Here is a 17714-nt window from a genome sequence, read left to right on the forward strand (position 1 = left end):
GGATGAATAAAAAATCATGTGACGCGGTCAATCAGAGGCCGCTAAGAATAAAACTACTATGACCTCTTCCAATTTTATCGTCCGCTTTGATGACTGGCTGATTGACCGGCTTTTTCAGCCCGTCGCGAACAGACTGCCGTCAGTTCTTCCCGTTGTGCAGTTGGGCATGAGCTTTCAGCTCGGCTCATTGATGCTGAACGGCGCAGCGCTGCTTCTGCCGATCGTGCTGTTTGGCGCAACGATGGGCGGTGTGGTGGATACATCGCTGATCTGGTTCATGAACCTTGCCTTCTTTCTGGGCATGAAAAAAACGATCCCGATGATCCGGCCAAACATGCTGAATCCCCTTCGCCCCATGATGCTGAGCATGCGGATGATTGCCATGGCATTTCTCATCTATCAGCTTTTCCGCAGCGTGGACGGGGTCGGCATTGGCTGGATTCTATCTCAGCTCATGACACTGTCTCAGCTGACGTTTGTGATCGGTCTGTATTTTGTGGCCTGCCAGCCTCAGCCGCCCCGACAGCGGATGTCTTCGCGGACAGGCCCTATCATTGAAGGCGTCTGGGCCGGGAACGGTAGTATTCGCTAAGGAGGCGGGCAGTGAGGATTCTTCACTGTCTTCTAACGCGGGAATTCGCGGGCACGGAACGCCATGTCGCGGAACTCGCGAACCAGCAGGCTCAGACGCATGACGTAACGGTGCTTCTGGAGCGTCATACCGCTGATCTTCGAACAGGCGGAGATATTGCGCATCACTTTTCACCCTCAGTCCGTATCGTAAGGGCTTATCGCGCAGGATATCTGCCGACATTGACGGCGCTGGTATGGAACGAGACCTTCGATATCATCCATACTCATCTGGGTAAGGCGTCGATCCGGGCAGGAGTTTTGAAGATTCTGGGACTGATGGGTGAGACCCCCGTCATCGGTACGCTCCACAATGCTTATCGTGTCAGAACTTATGGAAAACATGACGGCCTGATCTGCATTGCCCGGTGGCAACAGGACAGCCTGCCGGCAGGCTGTCGGAACCAGAGCGCAGTGATTGCAAACTGGACCATTCCTTCCGTCCTCTGCCATCCGGAGCGTACTAGGCTTCGGGAAGGCTTCCGGCAGGAGCATCGCCTTCCATCGGAAGCTTTTGTGATCTGTGCCGTTGGAAGAATGGTGGAAGAGAAACGGTTTGATTGTCTCCTTCAGGCCTGGAGACAGGCTGTTCTGCCGACCGACACATATCTTGTTCTGATTGGGGACGGCCCAGAACGTGCGCGGCTTGAAAACGTCTGCGCAGAGTACAGGGATCGCATCATTTTCGCGGGCTACCGGTCAGATGTGCCGGACGTGTTCTGTGCCTTTGACGGATTTGTTCTGCCCTCCAGACGGGAGCCATTTGGGCTGGTGCTGCTGGAAGCGATGGCGGCAGGATTACCTGTCTGCGCGACAGCAGCGGGGGGCGTTCTGGATATTCTGGAAAATGTATCGGACTGTCTGGTTAAGCCGGACTGTATCGACGCACTTGCCGCTGGGCTTGTGCGCCTGAGGCAGCAGCCGGGCAGAACATGGGACCTGTCCTTCCATGTGCTGGAAGAGCAGGCCCTCAAGACAGAGCAGTTCTATCGCCGTTTCTGCTGAGTATCGCGATCAGAGATCGTAGTGTTTGGAGACGTAGCTGGAGAGGCCATTCGGGTTGTGCATGATGTGCCAGCTTTCTGAAAAAGAAGGCACGAACTGGAACAGGAAGACCAGCAGCGACAGGAAAAACAGCAGCATTCCTTTGCCGACAAACTGGATACGCCGCCAGAAATAGAGCGGCGGGATCAGGATCCAGAATGCAGAGCCGGGACGGAAGCCAGCAGCAATCAGGGCGCGGCGATCTGTCAGCATGGAGGTGAAGATGATCGCAAAGCTGAGAAGAACGGCAATGATGCTGGACTGGCGGTCAGGGATGTTGCCGAACCAGGCCAGAACGTTGACGATCATGCTGCTGACGAAGGGGCCAAGAATGCTCAGCCAAGCCCAGCGGTTCGAGACCCTGCTGGGGGGCAGGGCAGGCGGGACTCCTTCGGGCTGGGGCGGCCAGAACGCGCAACTGCCTGCCGGATGCCATTCCGCACCGAAGGCCTCGGTCCAGCACAGAGTTGAGTGCTCAATACTGCCGGTCGAGATGAGGGCACGCATACCATCTTCAGAAAGCGGGCCTTTGCGGCTTCCGTGTTCTTCGTAAAACCAGCTCACAGTCCGTCCTTGGTTTGGGCAGTTGTCATCATGCTGACAGAATGGCGGCTCAATCTGACTGAAAGAGATGTCTCAGGCAATACTGAAGGCTTCAATCTGCTGGGAAGGGTCAAGTGATGAGAAAATATTCGTTTGGTTTAATGGCTGTTCTTTGTCTGGGGATAAATCCGGCTTTTGCATCAAAGGTCACTAGTTTTCAGATCAAACTCGCTTCTCCCACAACAGTTGACCGCCAGACAGTGCTTTATACCTGTCAGGGAAACGGTGAGGCGGCCAAGGAGCTTCTCTCGCGCTTGCCGCAAAAACGCGTTGCCGTTCAATATATCAATGCAGATGCCATCAGTTTGGCTGTCCTGCCAATTGAAGGGCACATGCAGGTGTTTTCAAACGTAATTGCTGCGGATGGCGCCAAATATGCTGCGGCTCAGTATGTCTGGTGGAACAAAGGAAACGACGCGTTCTTTTCCAGTGAGATGGACGACAAAGCACTTGTAACGTGCCATGCCGTTTCAAAATAAAGATATCATGTCGATATCGTTTCAATTCTCCAGCAAACATGCATGATGCGGGCTTATCACGACTGATAAGGAAAGCAGGTCATGTCCGTTGTCTGCATGCAGAAATTTCTTGAAAAGCTCCCCAAAGCTGAACTTCATGTTCATCTGGAAGGAACGCTGGAAGCGGACTTGAAAATCAAGCTGGCTGAGCGGAATAATCATCCTCTCAGGTCCAGCTCTGCTGAAGAAATTCGACAGGGTTACGTCTATCATGACCTGCCATCTTTTCTGACGCTGTATTACGAAGGCGTCGAACTTCTGCAGACCGAGCAGGATTTTCATGATCTCTGCTATGACTATCTGAAAAAAGTCGCGCAGCAGAATGTGCTTTACACTGAGATGTTCTTCGACCCGCAGCTTCACACCCGTCGCGGAATATCATTCGGAACAGTCATCCGGGGCTTCAATGCAGCGCAGGAGGAAGCAGAGGAGGACTTCGGCATCCGCTCTCACCTCATCATGTGCTTCATACGTGAAATGAGTGCGGACTCTGCCGACGAGACCTTTACCCAGGCTCTCCCTTATCTTGAAAGACCGGGTCGGAGCCGCATCATTGGTGTAGGTCTGGATTCAGACGAAAAGGGTAATCCGCCAGCCAAATTTGCGAAAACATTCGCCCGTGCAAGAGCGCTGGGCCTTCACTTGACCATGCATTGTGATCTCGATCAGCAGAATACGCATGAGCATATCCGGCAGGCTCTTCAGGATCTGGGCAGCGAGCGCCTCGATCATGGATTGAATGTGCTGGAAAAGCCCGAACTAATTGCGATGGCTCGGGACAAGGGCGTGACATTCACGCTGTGTCCGTCTCCGAACGATGTCATCAGGCCGGGGCGGTCCCGTCAGGATATTCGGGACATGCTGGCAGCGGGACTGAAAATCACGATCAATTCCGACGATCCGGGTTACATGCAGAGCGTGTATATGACGGAGAGTTTCGCCAAGGCGCAAAGTGCAGCGGACCTGACACAGGACGAACTCATACAGATCAGCCGAAATGCGTTTCAGGCTGCCTGGATTTCGGAAGAGGAGCGGACGGTTTATCTCGATGCACTGGAAAAGTTTGCGCGAGAACACAGTGTGGCGATGCCAGTCTGAAGGTGTCGTGGGAACTTTTCTCCTGATGTTTCAGGCCTGTGTCTCAGTGAGGCACAGGCCCTAGACGTAAGAATTTAAAAATAAAATTCGAAATCATTATTTATTAAAAAACAAAATTATATCTGAATATTTCAAAAAAATTACAAATAAAGTATAAAATAAGAAACCAGTGTATTAATTGGATACAAAACAAGAATTGATTATCTTGTTTTTAACGCGACTATCGTCGCATGGCTCCAATCGCTCCGGTTCTGTCCCGTCTGTCTCATCATGTGCAATCAGCTGCGCTCGGGAGTGTCATTAACCTCCTGCGCAGTGTTGGTCCGCAATATGCCTCGACAGCTGGCGGCTGGCTAATGCGCAATGTGGGGATGAAGCTTCGTGCAACCCGCATTGCGGACCAGAATCTCCAGCTGGCTTTTCCTGACCTGTCGGCGACGGAACGGCAGCAGATTATTCGGGATGTGTGGACCAATCTGGGACGGAACGTGACAGAGTTGCCCCACCTTGCATCGTTTACCCGCACGGATAGCGGGCCGGGCTGGGAGGTTGAGGGCGAAGAGCATATCGATGCCCTGAAAGCGAACAGATCACAGGCTCTGTTCTTCTCAGGGCATCTGGGGAACTGGGAGCTCATTCTGCCCATCGCGACCAAGCTGGGTATGCCTGTTGCGGGCTTTTATCGCGCATCGTCCAATCCGGTCATTGATCTCCTGACGCAGAGAATGCGGCAGAAAGCTCTTGGTCCGACAGGAACCATGTTTCCCAAAGGCCCCAAGGGTGCCCGACAGGCCTTAACGCATCTGCAGAGCGGTGGCTCACTAGGTTTTCTGGTCGATCAGAAAATGAACGACGGGCTCGCCATTCCGTTTCTGGGACGGGATGCCATGACGGCGCCAGCCGTGGCGCAATTGGCCTTGCGCTTTAATCTGCCCATTATACCCGTCCATATCGTGCGACTGGGGAACGGGCGGTTCCGCATGGTGTGTGAAGCCCCGCTTCAGGCTGAACGAACGGGCGATCGTCATGCGGATATCCGGTCAATCTGCGTCGCCATGAACGAGACGCTGGAACGGTGGATCCGCGAAAGACCAGGAGCATGGCTCTGGCTTCATCGCCGCTGGCCCAAAGAGCAGGTCGCTCTTCCCGCCGTCTGAAAAAAGCCCCGCGGCCGGATGGCAACGGGGCTTTTGTGTTTCAGGGGAGAGGATGTCCGCTGACAGGAGCCTGTGGGTTGCCAACCAGATTAAGGATCTGCTTTTCAAGTTTCGGAACATTGATGCGCAGGACAACTTCGTTCTTGCGTTCGCCCAGACCTGGCTCATAGCCCGGCGTCCAGGACACAACGTCACCGTAGCCGGGGCCAAACTGGCTATTCACATCCACGAACAGATCCTGCTTCTCCGTGATGATGCTCGGGTCCAGCCAGACGGATGCTGCAATTTCATCCCAGAGTGGGAAGCCGCTCAGATGCCACTTCATGACATGCCCGACGGGCGTGCCTGTGGCTTCCAGCTTCTTCAGGAATTCTGGCGTCAGTTCGGTATCCGTTGAGGGATCGGCTGGAACCATCACGATATGCTTCCATGGTGCGCGAAGGGCCGCACTTGCGCTTTCCGGGTCCAGACGGAAGTTGAATTCACGACGGGGGCTGTTGAGGAATTCCCGCGCGAACTGGTGTGCCACAACGCCGGGCCGTGTCTGGCGCGGGTTCAGGCCACCGCCCATGTAAACAAGTTCTTTTGCAAGGCCCGCAAATTCCGGATCAAGCGTCTGGGCCAGTGCGATGTTGGTCATCGGACCCGTTGCAATGATGCTGACCTGTCCAGGATATTGGTGAACCATCCGAATGAGGAAGTCAGCTGCGCGCTCGGTTTCGGGCTTCTTGACCGGGTTGCCATATGGCAGGTCCGGAACAACATCCGGGCCATGATAGTAGGGAAGGGGCTGCTCGGTCTTTTCGACCCATTTTTTCATCCACACCCCTTTCCAGATCAGCTTTCCGTAAAGGGCTTCCCAGCGGTCCGTCAGCTTTTCCGAGTTCAGGAACGGGTAGGTGGCGCCCGGAACAACGGGAATGTCTGCCCGGCCTGCCACTTCCACGCCACGGAGTGCGTCATTCGTCGCTTCTTTCTGCCAGACGTCACCCGTGACAGTCGTGATGCCAAGCACGCGGACATTGGGGGCCTTGATGATCATCCACTGGGCAATGCTGAAGCCATCATCGTCAAAAATGACAAGGCGTGGGTCAGCTTTCGCCTGCGCGGAGGCTGCCAGCAGGCCGCCAGCGACCAGTCCAAGCGCCAGCGTGCGGCGCAGGGCCTTCCGCGTTTTTCTAAAACGTGCCGGCTTCGGGACGGTGGGGTGAAGGGGCATGGGCAGAGGGTTCCATAGCTGGTGGCAGGCAAGGACGTGACAATACCGCAAAGGAAATCATTGCACAGAGGCAACAGGACGTTCCATGCGAACGCAATTCTAGAACGCGAGTGGCCCGTTGTCCTTGACTTCCTTGATGACAAAAAACGTCCGTGCCTGTCGCACTCCCGGAAAGGCAATGAGCTTTTCTGCGTGAAGCCGATTGAAATCCGCCATGTCTTCCACACGGATCTTCAGCAGATAATCGAAATCGCCCGCGACCAGATGACAGTCCAGCACCATGGGCATGGTTTTCACAGCCTCTTCCAGTTCCGCAAAGCTTTCGGGAGTGGATCGGTCCAGCACGACGCCAACCAGAGCGATCGTTCCCAGTCCGACTTTGACGGGATCAATCTCGGCGCGAACGCCACGGATATAACCGTCCTGAAACAGTCTCTGGGTGCGTCGATGACATGTCGCGGCGCTCACGTTCACACGCTCGGCCAGCTCGGCATTGGACATGCGCCCGTTGCCTTGCAGAAGGCGAAGAATGTTCCGGTCGATTGCGTCCAGATCTGGTGTGATGGAATCTTTCATTATGTCCTCAAATGATAAGAGAAACATCCATTAAAATTCTATTTTAAGACTAAAATACAGAAATTATTGCCTGAATTAGAAAGCACCTTCGAAGAATATTTCACTACTGCTTTCGGGTGTGAACACCTTGGGAGTCTGTCTGTGAACCTTGAGAAGTTTGAGCGCTATCCGCTGACTTTTGGAAAAACGGCTATTGAGCATCTTCCACGTCTGAGCGAAGCCCTGGGTGGCAAAGTGCAGATCTATGCCAAGCGTGAAGATTGCAATTCGGGCATGGCGATGGGTGGCAACAAGCTTCGCAAGCTGGAATATATTGTTCCAGATATTCTGGCCTCTGGCGCAGATACGCTGGTCTCCATCGGCGGTGTGCAATCCAATCATACGCGCATGGTGGCAGCGACAGCGGCCAAGCTGGGTATGAAATGCGTCGTCGTGCAGGAGAAATGGGTCCCGCATTACGATGCTGTTTATGATCGTGTCGGCAATATCCTCATGACGCGTCTTATGGGTGCTGAGTCCCGCATTGTGGAAGACGGCTTTGACATCGGTATCCGCCAGAGCTGGGAAGATGCCATTCAGTCCGTGAAAGATGCTGGCGGAAAGCCCTATGCCATTCCGGCTGGTGCCTCCGTTCATCAATATGGTGGTGTCGGTTATGCTGCTTTTGCGGAAGAAGTCGCGGAGCAGGAAAAGGAACTCGGCTTCACGTTCGATTACATTATCGTCTGTGTCGTGACGGGCTCGACGCAGGCGGGAATGATTGTCGGATTTGCGGCGCAGGATCGTGCAGATCGGGTCATCGGTATTGATGCCTCCGGAACGCTGGAGCAGACGCGCGAGCAGGTGCGGGAGATCGTGGACCGCACAGCCGAGCTAGTAGAGCTTGGTCGGGCAGTGCGGGACGATGAGATCGTGATTCTTGAGGAGTACGCCTATCCCGCTTACGGGGTCCCATCCGAAGAAACGAACGAAGCCATTCGGCTGGCTGCGCGCACGGAAGCCATGATGACGGACCCTGTCTATGAAGGGAAATCCATGCAGGGCCTGATTGACCTGACCAAGAAGGGGTATTTCCCGGATGGGTCAAAGGTTCTGTATGTTCATCTGGGCGGCGCACCGGCCCTGAACGGCTATAGCTATTATTACCGCAACGGCTGATGCAGCCGTAAAAAAACGCCGCGTCCTAGTCCAGAGCGCGGCGCTTCTGTTTTCCACCGATAAAGCCGGATTTTAGCTGTTGTGACCGTTCAGTTCACGCAGCACATCTGCCGGACGCATTGGCAGATGGCGCAGACGCACACCAATGGCATTGAACACGGCATTGCCGATGGCAGGCGCCACGACCGTCACACCCGGTTCACCAAGGCCCGTAGGCTTTTCGGTGTTCTGGACGAACTCGATGTCCATGTCCGGCACGTCCGGAAGACGGACTGGCGTGTAAGTGTTGAGGTTGCTGTCCTTGATCGTACCGTTGACGATCTCGGTGCCTTCAAACAGCGCCATGCTCAGACCCCACAGAGCTGCACCCTCGGTCTGTGCCAGTGCGCCACCCGGATCAACGATCGTGCCAGCATCCAGAACCAGCCAGAGCTTCTGACAGGTGATAACGCCGGTCTTGCGATCAACGTGGACCTGTGCCGCTCCGGCCGTCCAGGTCGGCATGCCGCGTTCCTGTCCGAAGCTGGTCGCGATGCCAATGCTGGTATCCGCCGGAAGCTGCGTCTTGCCATAGTTGATCTTGTCGGCAAGGCGCTGAAGGGCTGCGGCCTGACGCTTGGCACCGCCTACAGCATTGGGAGCGGAGCCTTCGTTCCGTCCTGTCGCTGTGAACATGGACAGGCGGAATGCCAGTGGGTCCTGCTTCGTCTGGTGAGCCAGTTCGTCGAGGAAGGACTCAAGCGCCCAGGGCGTCCAGCCTGCGGACACGGAACGCAGCCAGCCCGGACGGAAAGTCTTGTTGGCCAGATCGTTCGTGATGGCACGGACGCGGGTTGGCCCGGTTTCGTACCAGTGATCAGCGCCCGCAATCGCAAACGGATCGTAGGACTTGCCGTCTTCGCCCTTGGCCAGAAACGCCGGTGCCATGACGAGTGTGGGCCAGCCTGCCGTTGCAGCGTAATCCATCGCCACAATCTTCTTTTGGTCTGCATCGAGGGCAACGCGAACCGTCTGAAGAGAGGGGGAACGAATGGAGTCAAACGCCATATCGTCCGAACGTGTCAGGATCAGCTTGACCGGTGCACCACCGATGGCCTTGGACGCCAGAGCTGCCGGGATGGAATAATCACCATTCAGGCGGCGACCAAACCCGCCGCCCAGCAGGTAAGTGCGCATGACAACCTGCTCTTCGGGCACCTGAAGCGCCTTGGAGAGCTGCGGTAGAACGAGGGACTGCCACTGGTTGCCGGTGTGGATTTCCCACATGCCATCAATATGACGGGCCACCGCATTGACCGGCTCAAGCTGGTAATGCGCGACAGAGGCACAGGTGTAGCTGCGTTCGAAGGAGTGTGCCGGATGGGCAAATGCCTCGTCCACACCCTTATCGTTGAAGACGCGAGCGCCAGTGCTCTGATCTGCAATCAGCTTGCGGCCATGCTCGATGATGTCTGCTTCCGAGACATTGATCGTCGGACCGGGGTTCCACTGAACCTTTAGAACGTCCGCAGCCTTGATGGCGGCTGGATAGGTCTTGGCCAGAGCCACGACCCAGCCCGGAACGATGCCCGAAGGGTCATCCAGAATAACGTAGCGGACGTAGCCCGGGATCTTCTTGGCTTCGCTGTCATCGACGGACTGCACCTTCGCAGCATAACGTGTCGGCGGCATCTTGGGGCGGCCATAGACCATCCCTTCGAGCTTCACGTCGATACCGTAGATGGCCTTGCCAGTCGTTTTGTCCGGAATATCCAGAGCGGGGACCGGCTTGCTGATCAGGCGGCGCTCACTGGCGGGCTTGAGCGGCAGCTTGGCCATTTCGTCAGCCGTAAAGCTGCGCGTCGGCTTGGCTTTGGAAACGATCTCACCATAGGAGACACTCTTGCTGCCTGCCGTGACCGTGCTGTTGCGTGCAATGCACTTGTCCGGCGTTGTACCGAGCAGCTTTGCGCCTTCCTCCAGCATGATCGTGCGGGCCGCAGCGCCAGCCTGACGAAACGTGTCCCATGTATCCCAGACGGACCAGGAGCCGCCGGTCACGAACTTGCCCGCCCATTTCGGGGCGGTGTCCACTTCCGTGATCTTGATGTGATCCCAGTCGGCTTCCATTTCGTCCGCAATAATGCGGGCGAGGGCGGTTCCGACGTGCTGACCCATCTCGGCACGGACAACATTGACGTTGATGGAACCGTCCGGCGCGATGGCGCACCACATGTTCGGCTCGAACGCGGCTTCCGGCGGCATAGCAGACGGGTAGGTCTGCGCAGCTTCGGCCTTGCGGGCGAAGCCGAACATCAGACCTGCGCCTGCTGCCGTCATCAGAAAACTGCGGCGAGACAGGCGGCCTGCGTCGGATCTCTTGGCGATCTGTTCGATCTTAGCCATTGGTGGCGCCTCCCTGCTGCGCGGCAGCTGCTTCCTTGATGGCCTTGCGGATGCGGACATACGTCATGCAACGGCAAAGACTGCCGCCCATGACGCCGTCAATCTCTTCATCCGTCGGCTTCGGATAATCTTTCAGAAGGCTTGCGGCCTGCATGATCTGGCCGGACTGGCAGTAGCCGCACTGCGGCACCTGCTGGTCACGCCAGGCAACCTGCACGACGTGATTGCCTTCCGGGTCCAGCCCCTCAATCGTGGTGATCGAGGCGCCTTCGATGGAAGACAGCGGCGTGATGCAGGAGCGTGTTGCGCGCCCACCCACATGAACGGTACAGGCACCGCATTCGCCGATGCCGCAGCCAAACTTGGTGCCGGTCAGGTTCAGTTCGTCCCGCAAGACCCACAGCAGAGGGGTATCATCCGGTGCATCGACCGAAACGGGCTGTCCGTTGAGTTCAAATTTCGTGGTCATATTTCGTTTTCCCTGTCCTGCCCGGATCAGTGCGAGGCGTTAACGGGCGGTGCGGACAGCGTGGCGCGGGCAGCCGCGGCCTTCTTTTCCAGATCCGTCCAGGGGGGCAGAGTGGTGCGGGTGCGGCGGAGATACGCGGCGATGCGGGCCATGTCATGGTCCGAAAGGGCCGTGTAGAAGCTTGGCATGGCGATATTGTCCTGACCTTCGGCAGCGCCGATGCCATGCAGCATGACCTGGAACAGATTGTTCGGCTCATCCAGCCAAAGCGCGTTGTTCAGAGCCAGTTCCGGGCGGCCAGAGACCGGCATCGGGCCGGAATTGTAATGGCAGGCGCCACAGGCCCCCTGATACAGGCGAGCATCCGCATCCAGTGTCTGCGGGCCAGTCAGATCCTTGCCGGACATCTGCATGGCGCGAGCAATGGCAGCCTGATCGCCCTGAGAACGCTGGGCAGCCTTCGCGACGTCTGCATAATAATGAGCAATGGCATGCACATCGTCTTCCGGAATCTTGGACAGGAAGCGATGCGGCACTGGAGACATCGGGCCAGCAGCGGAGCCATGCAGCGGAGCGACGCCGAAGCGCAGGTACTGGAAGAACTCGTCTTCCGTCCAGACAACCGGCGTTGGGTTGTGGTCGTTCAGCGGCGGCGCAATCCAGCCATCGATGACGGCACCGTCATAGGCGTGGCTTAGCTTCTCGGCGCCCAGAAGGTTGCGTGGCGTATGGCAGGCACCGCAATGGGCGTTACCTTCGGCCAGATAGGCCCCGCGGTTCCATTGTGCATCATGCTTCGGGTCATTCTGGTAGCGGCCCGGTGTAAAGAACAGGAGCTTCCAAAAACCCTGACCGATCAGGCGGATGTTGATCGGGAAGGGGACCGTGTTGTCACGCGGCTTCAGATGTACGGCTGGACGCGTCATCAGATACGCATACAGGTCCGAGACGTCCTGATCGTTGACCTTTGTGAAATGGTCGAACGGGAACGCCGGGTAAAGCTGTGAGCCATCACGGGCAATGCCCTTGTTCATGGCACGCTTGAAAGCTTCCAGAGACCAGTTACCGATGCCCCATTCAGGGTCAGGCGTGATGTTGGAAGAAAAGATGTCGCCGAATGGGGTGGCCATCTTGAAGTCACCGGCTAGTTCGGGGCCGGGGGTGCCATCCACGCGGGTGTGACATTCGGCACAGTATCCACCGGCGGCAACGATTTCGCCACGCTTGATGGCGTCTGCGGAAAAAGAGGCCGCAGTGGGAGGGGAGATGGGGGCGATTGCGGGGTACCACGCATAGGCGAGGAAACCGAGGCCGCCCACTGCACCGAGGCCCACAATACTGGCGGCTATCCGTTTGAGCATTCTTGTACTGTCCCGGCACTGTTTGAAAAACTGCCGTCCACAACGTGACGGATGATTGTTCCCCTCAATATGGCACGGGCGCCAGAAAGGGAAGATTGAGATAACTCAAAATTCGGCCTGCGCGTGGTCAAAGTGCAGTTTTCATCGGGGATGGGTTTCAATGTCACACAAATGGGGAGGGTGTTCACTCAAATTTACGAGATGATGCGCCAATATTCATATTTCAAAATAGGGATTTTATTGGTCCTATATCGGTGTGTCATTGTCTGTTCACTCTTGAAAAAACGATTCGGCCTGATTGAATATTTTGTCACCCAGTGCCAAAATGAATGGGTTCTTCCGGGACTGTTCGCAATCCTGTCGCATGGAAAGAAAACGTGCCCTGTTTCCGAGTGCGTCTGTGCCGGAGTAGAGTAGGGCAGATCCTGTGTGTGAAAGGGCGGCTCATTTTCAATCGTCCGGCATATGTCCGGAGCCTCGCGGGCGGGGCTCTTTTGCTGTCCATTGTGTTGGCCCTGTGCTGCGGCCGTTACCCGCTGTCTCCGCATCGTGTGGTGATGGTGCTTGGGCGGTTGCTTCACCTCTGGGGTGGGCTTGATCCTGTTGCCGATGCTGTGGTTCAGCAGGTTCGGTTGCCGCGGGTTGTGGCCGGAATTCTGGTGGGAAGTGCGCTATCCTGCGGTGGCGCAACCTATCAGGCTGTCCTTCGAAATCCCCTTGTTTCGCCTGACCTTCTGGGTGTTCTGAGTGGCTCCGCGTTTGGAGCAGCACTCATGATTGTGTGGGGTGCGTCCCCTGCATGGATTCAGATCGGTGCTTTTGCTGGTGGTGTCGTGGCCGTGGGGTCTGGAATTTCCATTTCCCGTCTGTTGCCACAGGGCGGCCTCCTGACATTGCTGATGGGTGGCCTTGTGGCCAATGCCGTTTTCACAGCGCTCCTGTCTCTTGTGAAATACACTGCCGATCCGATGGATCAGTTGCCTGCTGTTGTGAACTGGTTACTGGGGACATTGTCTCAGACGGGATGGAAAGAGCTTTCCTGGCTGACTGTTCCAGTGCTTGTTCTGGTTTCCGTATTGGTTTTACTTGCCCCGTTACTGGATGTACTTTCTCTCGGAGACGATGAAGCGCGGAGCCTTGGGGTTCCTATTCAGATTATGCGGCCTTTCGTCATTCTGCTTGCGACGCTGGCCTGTGCCATGACGATTTCCATGGCGGGTATTATTGGCTGGGTCGGACTTCTGGTGCCTCATATTTCCAGAATGCTGGCGGGTGCGGAGCATCGGCGGATGATGCCGGTTTGTGCCTTGTTGGGAGCCGCCGGCGTTCTGCTGGCAGATACCGTGTCGCGCAGCCTGACTTCCGGGGAAGTACCACTCGGGATCATGACGGAGCTTTTCGGTGCACTTGCCTTCATTCTCGTGCTCCGTCGTCTCCGCGGAGACGCGACATGAGTGGCGATTTTCTGTCCTGCAAGGGTATTACGCTGAAACGATCGTCTCGATCCGTGGTGCTGAATGATGTCAGCCTGACGTTCCAGCGTGGTGAACTGATTGGGCTTCTTGGCCTCAATGGCGCGGGTAAGAGCACCCTTTTGCGCATTCTGATGGGGGTGCTTAAACCGACGTCCGGTGCGGTTTATCTGGAAGGTACGCTGTTATCATCTTTGCGGCCTTTAGACGTGGCGCGGCGTCTGGCGTATGTGCCTCAGGCACACGCGATGACGTTTCCTTACACGGTCCGGCGGATGGTTGAACTGGGGCGTATTCCCCATCATGGCGTGGCAGGGCGCCTCGGAGCGGAAGACCGGCTCCGCGTTGATCAGGCCATGGATCGTCTGGGACTTCTGGCCTTGGCAGAGCGTCCGGTGACTGAACTATCCGGCGGCGAAAAGCAGCGTGTCGTACTGGCGCGGGCCCTTGCACAGGAAGCTGTCGGGCTTCTTCTTGATGAGCCAATGAGCGGTCTGGACTATGGTCATCAGCTTCGTTTGATGAGTCTGCTTGCAGAACTGGCCGCTGAAGGACATCTCATTCTTCTGACGTCCCACCGGCCTGAAGAATTTTTTTCCGCGGGCCATCGCGCCCTTATCTTAGAAGAAGCGCAAATTGTGGCGGACGGCCCACCCGAGCTTATTGTGACGGCTGAGCGGATGTCCCGTCTTTATGGTGTTCCTCTGGCGCAGATTGATCATGCCGGGAAACGTTTTTTCCATCGTGAGGAGAGTGAATGATGAGACTGTCTCGACTGGCTGGAGGGCTTCTGGGTCTTTCACTCATGGCCACCACAGCATTCGCTGCTCCTCCCACACGTCTGGTGGAGGGATGGTATGCCCATAACGCCACGCTCATTATGCTCGGCGCGCAGGACAAGATCATCGCAACAGTCGCCAAGCCATCAATCATGCCGTGGATGTTCCGTCTGGTGCCGTCGCTTTCCAAAGCACAGCCGCTGGATCCGGGGAATCTGAACGGAGAAGAGCTTTTACGTCTCGCGCCGGATCTGGTGTTTGTCACTGCGTCGAGCCATTCCGTCGCGGCGCTCTCCAAGGTTGGTCTGCATGTTGTGCCTGAGGGCTTTGATCGTTTTATAGGGCTTCTGGAATGTGTGGATAGCACGGCCACCCTTCTTCAGACGCCCCTGGCGACGCAGCGCGCGCAGGCTTATCGTGTGGCTTTCCTCAAGGAAATTTCGCAGGCTGCAACCAACCCGCAAGGGCCCAAAGTCCTTCACGTTGAATCTCTGAAACCTCTGCGCGTGGATGGAGATCAAAGCATTATCGATCAGTGGATCCGTTCTGCTGGTGGACGTAATGCGGCTGTGGGCGTGCATGGAAACAAGCAGCCTGTCGCTGTCGAGCAGGTGCTCTCCTGGAACCCGGACATTATTATTGTGGGCGCCAATGCAGGAGATCCTGCCCAGCTTGCCAACGATGGCGTCTGGTCTCAGCTCGCTGCTGTCAAAGCAGGCCGTGTTTACCGCAATCCGGCAGGAATTTTCCCGTGGGATCGGTACAGCCCTGAATTGCTTTTGCAGGTCGACTGGGCACGCCAGATTGTTCAGGCGGGTCATGTGGACGAGGTCGGAATGATTGCAAAGATGCAGCAGTTCTATCGTCAGTTTTACGGCATTACGCTCCGGACTGAGGATGCGCGTCGCATGCTTGCAGCTCTGCCGCCGGAGTGACACGATAAGGCAGAGTGATACGGTAAAAATCGTTTCAGATACTGATCCGTAACTGCAAGGAAGCCTTGAATGACCCGGACCACGTCTTTCCCTTATGGTTCTTTCTGGAAGAAAGTGTGTTTGGGGAGTGCTTTGCTGGCGGGCACGGTTTTTGGAGGCATGGCCCAGGCGGCACCTGCTCTGATGCCTGTGCCGCAATCCGTCTCGGCGTCCAATGGTGTTGCATCCCTTGCAGGAGGTGTCCGGATTGTCTGGGCCACCCCGCCGTCCCCCCTTTTGCAAAGAGCTGCAGCCCGTTTTTCTCAACGGCTTGGTGCTCTGACAGGCGCATCTTCTGCGCATGGTGGCCCATACGTTCTGCATATCAGCGCAGCCTATGATCCGGCCTATCTCACGGTTGGGGCCAAAGAGCATTATGCTCTCACGACATCAGCGGATGGCGCCCATCTGGAAGCTGATGGACCGGCAGGCGTTGTGCATGGGCTGGCTACATTCCTGCAGCTTGTTCAGAAAACATCAGATGGGGTTGTGGTAGAACGGCTGCATATTGATGATGCTCCACGCTTTGCATGGCGTGGCCTTCTGCTGGATGTGTCCCGGCATTTCGCTTCTGTAGAGACCGTCAAACGCCAGCTTGATGCCATGGAGCTTCTGAAGCTTAACGTGCTTCACTGGCATCTGAATGACGGGACCGGCTTCCGTGTGGAGAGCCGTGTTTTCCCGAAGCTGACGAGCGTTGGATCGCACGGGCAGTCTTATACGCAAGCTGAGGTTCGAGACATTGTGGCATATGCTGCGGATCGCGGTATCCGCGTTGTGCCTGAATTTGACGTGCCGGGTCATGCGCTTGCGGTGTTGCAGGCCTATCCGGAACTGGCGGCCCAGACACTGCCGGAGGTCAACGCCGTTGGTGAAAACCTGAACAACCCGGCGATGGACCCGACCAATCCCAAGACGCTGACATTCATTCGTGCGCTTTATGCGGAAATGGAAACACTCTTTCCGGATCATTATTTCCATTCGGGTGGTGACGAGGTTCTGGGCTCTCAGTGGACCAGTAATCCAAAAATTGCGGCCTATATGAAGGTGCATGGATACAAGGATGCACCAGCTCTTCAGGCAGCCTTCACGGCGCAGGTGGAAAAAATCCTGTCCAGCCAGGGCCGCGTCATGATCGGGTGGGACGAAGTCAGCGAAGCGCCAATTCCTAAAAACGTTGTTGTTGAGGGGTGGCGCGGCTCAAAGTGGACGGGTTCTGCCACACAGGCCGGGCATCCGGTTGTCGTGTCTTCGGGCTATTATCTGGATATGTTGACTCCGTCCCGGACGCATTACGCCATTGATCCGTATGACACCAAGGCGAATGGCATCACGCCGGAAGAACTGGCAGAGACACATCCGAAGATCACCCCGCTGCTTCAGGCTTTCATCCAGGACCCGAATGCAGCGCCTTTGACCGATGACCAGAAGAAAATGGTTCTGGGTGCAGAAGCCGCACTCTGGACGGAAGTTGTCTCCGAAAACATGTTGGATGCCCGTTTGTGGCCTCGTACTGCAGCTCTGGCCGAACGATTCTGGTCTTCTGAAAACGTGCGGGATGTGGATGATCTGGAGCGCCGGCTGCCTGTGATCATGGCAGAACTCCAATCAACAGGTTTGCAAGCCGCGCAGCATGAAAATGCGTTGAAGGAGGCTTTGGCACCTGCGCATACCGGCCCTCTCTCCACGCTTTTGAGCGTTACGGTTCCGGTGCGCAATTACGCCTTGAATCGTCTGGCCTCCAAAAGTGGCGATGCCATGCTGTCGGCTCCGATCGCGATTGCTAATCCGGATGCTTTTGCGGCTATCCGCTTCAACGACATGGTGAGACGGTATGTTGCGGGCGAAAAGAGTCTGAAGGCTCCCTTGAAGGCCATGCTGGCAAGCTGGGCTGGCAATGATGAAGCTTTCGTCACGATTGCCGCAGATGTGCCTGCCCTTGAGGAAGTCACACCCGTATCTCATACGGTTGCAGCCCTCTCCAATGCAGGATTGAATGTTTTGAATGGAGCATCAGGAACAGCTTGGCGTCTGGATGCGCAGCACCTGATCGCTGCACAGGAAGAACTGTTCCACAATTCATCCAACCATTTGTTGTCCCTGAGGCGCGAGCAGCCTCCAGGGGGACTGCTGATTGCCATTCTTCCAGGGATCAAAGCGCTGGTTGCAAGCCAGAACTAATGTTTCATGGCGTGCTTTGCCTTCCTGTTCTGAGGATAGGTCTGGCGTAGAATGCGCGCCTAGGGGGCAAGCTGTATCTGGTTTCAGGTC

16 protein-coding genes are annotated in these 17714 nt (G+C 56.3%); 10 read left to right on the forward strand and 6 right to left on the reverse strand.

From position 1 onward, the window contains the following. Positions 1-58: 58 nt before the first annotated feature. Together JN414_RS00555 and JN414_RS00560 are read left to right on the forward strand one after the other, a co-directional pair. Positions 59-592 (forward strand): hypothetical protein, encoded by a 534-nt coding sequence (locus JN414_RS00555; RefSeq protein ID WP_202206272.1) that lies wholly within the window; start codon positions 59-61, stop codon positions 590-592. Between the two features lie 11 nt (positions 593-603). Then, on the forward strand, positions 604-1635 hold the full coding sequence (locus tag JN414_RS00560; RefSeq protein WP_202206273.1) for a glycosyltransferase: 1032 nt from the start codon (positions 604-606) through the stop codon (positions 1633-1635). A gap of 9 nt (positions 1636-1644) precedes the next feature. Here the strand turns inward: JN414_RS00560 and JN414_RS00565 are convergent, their stop codons facing one another. Beyond that, on the reverse strand, positions 1645-2238 hold the full coding sequence (locus JN414_RS00565; RefSeq protein ID WP_064273616.1) for a DUF4339 domain-containing protein: 594 nt from the start codon (positions 2236-2238) through the stop codon (positions 1645-1647). 116 nt (positions 2239-2354) lie between these two features. Between JN414_RS00565 and JN414_RS00570 the strand changes: the two genes are divergently transcribed. The 3 genes from JN414_RS00570 (at position 2355) to JN414_RS00580 (ending at position 5050) form a co-directional block, all read left to right on the forward strand. After that, the gene (locus JN414_RS00570; protein ID WP_237389812.1) at positions 2355-2756 is read left to right on the forward strand and encodes an MliC family protein; all 402 of its coding nucleotides are present in this window, start codon (positions 2355-2357) and stop codon (positions 2754-2756) included. A gap of 81 nt (positions 2757-2837) precedes the next feature. After that, complete coding sequence (gene add / locus JN414_RS00575) at positions 2838-3893, forward strand: adenosine deaminase (RefSeq protein ID WP_202206275.1); 1056 nt, start codon at positions 2838-2840, stop codon at positions 3891-3893. Positions 3894-4123: 230 nt separating this feature from the next. After that, entirely contained in the window at positions 4124-5050 is a 927-nt protein-coding gene (locus JN414_RS00580) for a lysophospholipid acyltransferase family protein (RefSeq protein WP_202206276.1), read from the forward strand. Positions 5051-5090: 40 nt separating this feature from the next. Here the strand turns inward: JN414_RS00580 and JN414_RS00585 are convergent, their stop codons facing one another. Together JN414_RS00585 and JN414_RS00590 are read right to left on the reverse strand one after the other, a co-directional pair. Then, on the reverse strand, positions 5091-6269 hold the full coding sequence (locus tag JN414_RS00585) for a nucleoside hydrolase (RefSeq protein WP_202206277.1): 1179 nt from the start codon (positions 6267-6269) through the stop codon (positions 5091-5093). Between the two features lie 99 nt (positions 6270-6368). Further along, complete coding sequence (locus JN414_RS00590; protein WP_046900119.1) at positions 6369-6845, reverse strand: Lrp/AsnC family transcriptional regulator; 477 nt, start codon at positions 6843-6845, stop codon at positions 6369-6371. Between the two features lie 141 nt (positions 6846-6986). Between JN414_RS00590 and JN414_RS00595 the strand changes: the two genes are divergently transcribed. Further along, positions 6987-8003: a 1-aminocyclopropane-1-carboxylate deaminase gene (locus JN414_RS00595; protein ID WP_202206278.1), complete on the forward strand. Its 1017-nt coding sequence runs from the start codon at positions 6987-6989 to the stop codon at positions 8001-8003. A gap of 72 nt (positions 8004-8075) precedes the next feature. Here the strand turns inward: JN414_RS00595 and JN414_RS00600 are convergent, their stop codons facing one another. Genes JN414_RS00600 through JN414_RS00610 form a run of 3 tightly spaced genes read right to left on the reverse strand, consistent with a single transcriptional unit; the run spans position 8076 to position 12218 of the window. Continuing rightward, entirely contained in the window at positions 8076-10388 is a 2313-nt protein-coding gene (locus JN414_RS00600) for a molybdopterin cofactor-binding domain-containing protein (protein ID WP_202206279.1), read from the reverse strand. Continuing rightward, positions 10381-10857 (reverse strand): (2Fe-2S)-binding protein, encoded by a 477-nt coding sequence (locus JN414_RS00605; protein WP_046900117.1) that lies wholly within the window; start codon positions 10855-10857, stop codon positions 10381-10383. Before JN414_RS00605 ends, JN414_RS00600 begins: the two co-directional genes overlap by 8 nt. Before the next feature lie 26 nt (positions 10858-10883). Then, positions 10884-12218 carry a c-type cytochrome gene (locus JN414_RS00610; protein ID WP_202206280.1) on the reverse strand — a complete coding sequence of 445 codons (1335 nt, stop codon included), beginning with the start codon at positions 12216-12218 and terminating at the stop codon, positions 10884-10886. Positions 12219-12595: 377 nt separating this feature from the next. On the opposite strand from JN414_RS00610, the gene JN414_RS00615 reads away from it, so the two are divergent. The 4 genes from JN414_RS00615 to JN414_RS00630 all read left to right on the forward strand — a co-directional run bounded on the left by JN414_RS00615 (position 12596) and on the right by JN414_RS00630 (position 17624). After that, entirely contained in the window at positions 12596-13672 is a 1077-nt protein-coding gene (locus JN414_RS00615) for an iron ABC transporter permease (protein ID WP_237389813.1), read from the forward strand. Next, positions 13669-14451: an ABC transporter ATP-binding protein gene (locus tag JN414_RS00620; RefSeq protein WP_202206281.1), complete on the forward strand. Its 783-nt coding sequence runs from the start codon at positions 13669-13671 to the stop codon at positions 14449-14451. Before JN414_RS00615 ends, JN414_RS00620 begins: the two co-directional genes overlap by 4 nt. Beyond that, positions 14448-15404, forward strand: coding sequence for an ABC transporter substrate-binding protein (locus JN414_RS00625; protein WP_202206282.1), 957 nt, complete (start codon positions 14448-14450; stop codon positions 15402-15404). The genes JN414_RS00620 and JN414_RS00625 overlap by 4 nt, the downstream gene beginning before the upstream one ends. A 69-nt stretch (positions 15405-15473) precedes the next feature. Continuing rightward, on the forward strand, positions 15474-17624 hold the full coding sequence (locus JN414_RS00630; RefSeq protein WP_202206283.1) for a beta-N-acetylhexosaminidase: 2151 nt from the start codon (positions 15474-15476) through the stop codon (positions 17622-17624). Positions 17625-17714: the final 90 nt, after the last annotated feature.

It is taken from the genome of Gluconobacter sp. Gdi (assembly GCF_014132155.1).
Classification (GTDB): Bacteria; Pseudomonadota; Alphaproteobacteria; order Acetobacterales; family Acetobacteraceae; genus Gluconobacter.

What these genes read in the sequence shown, in the direction of transcription:
- JN414_RS00580 (WP_202206276.1), top strand. Translation starts at nt 4,124, where the DNA reads ATGGCTCCAATCGCTCCGGTTCTGTCCCGTCTGTCTCATCATGTGCAA.
- add (WP_202206275.1), top strand. Translation starts at nt 2,838, where the DNA reads ATGTCCGTTGTCTGCATGCAGAAATTTCTTGAAAAGCTCCCCAAAGCT.
- JN414_RS00630 (WP_202206283.1), top strand. Translation starts at nt 15,474, where the DNA reads ATGACCCGGACCACGTCTTTCCCTTATGGTTCTTTCTGGAAGAAAGTG.
- JN414_RS00610 (WP_202206280.1), bottom strand. Translation starts at nt 12,218, where the DNA reads ATGCTCAAACGGATAGCCGCCAGTATTGTGGGCCTCGGTGCAGTGGGC.
- JN414_RS00625 (WP_202206282.1), top strand. Translation starts at nt 14,448, where the DNA reads ATGATGAGACTGTCTCGACTGGCTGGAGGGCTTCTGGGTCTTTCACTC.
- JN414_RS00570 (WP_237389812.1), top strand. Translation starts at nt 2,355, where the DNA reads ATGAGAAAATATTCGTTTGGTTTAATGGCTGTTCTTTGTCTGGGGATA.
- JN414_RS00620 (WP_202206281.1), top strand. Translation starts at nt 13,669, where the DNA reads ATGAGTGGCGATTTTCTGTCCTGCAAGGGTATTACGCTGAAACGATCG.
- JN414_RS00600 (WP_202206279.1), bottom strand. Translation starts at nt 10,388, where the DNA reads ATGGCTAAGATCGAACAGATCGCCAAGAGATCCGACGCAGGCCGCCTG.
- JN414_RS00590 (WP_046900119.1), bottom strand. Translation starts at nt 6,845, where the DNA reads ATGAAAGATTCCATCACACCAGATCTGGACGCAATCGACCGGAACATT.
- JN414_RS00605 (WP_046900117.1), bottom strand. Translation starts at nt 10,857, where the DNA reads ATGACCACGAAATTTGAACTCAACGGACAGCCCGTTTCGGTCGATGCA.
- JN414_RS00585 (WP_202206277.1), bottom strand. Translation starts at nt 6,269, where the DNA reads ATGCCCCTTCACCCCACCGTCCCGAAGCCGGCACGTTTTAGAAAAACG.
- JN414_RS00555 (WP_202206272.1), top strand. Translation starts at nt 59, where the DNA reads ATGACCTCTTCCAATTTTATCGTCCGCTTTGATGACTGGCTGATTGAC.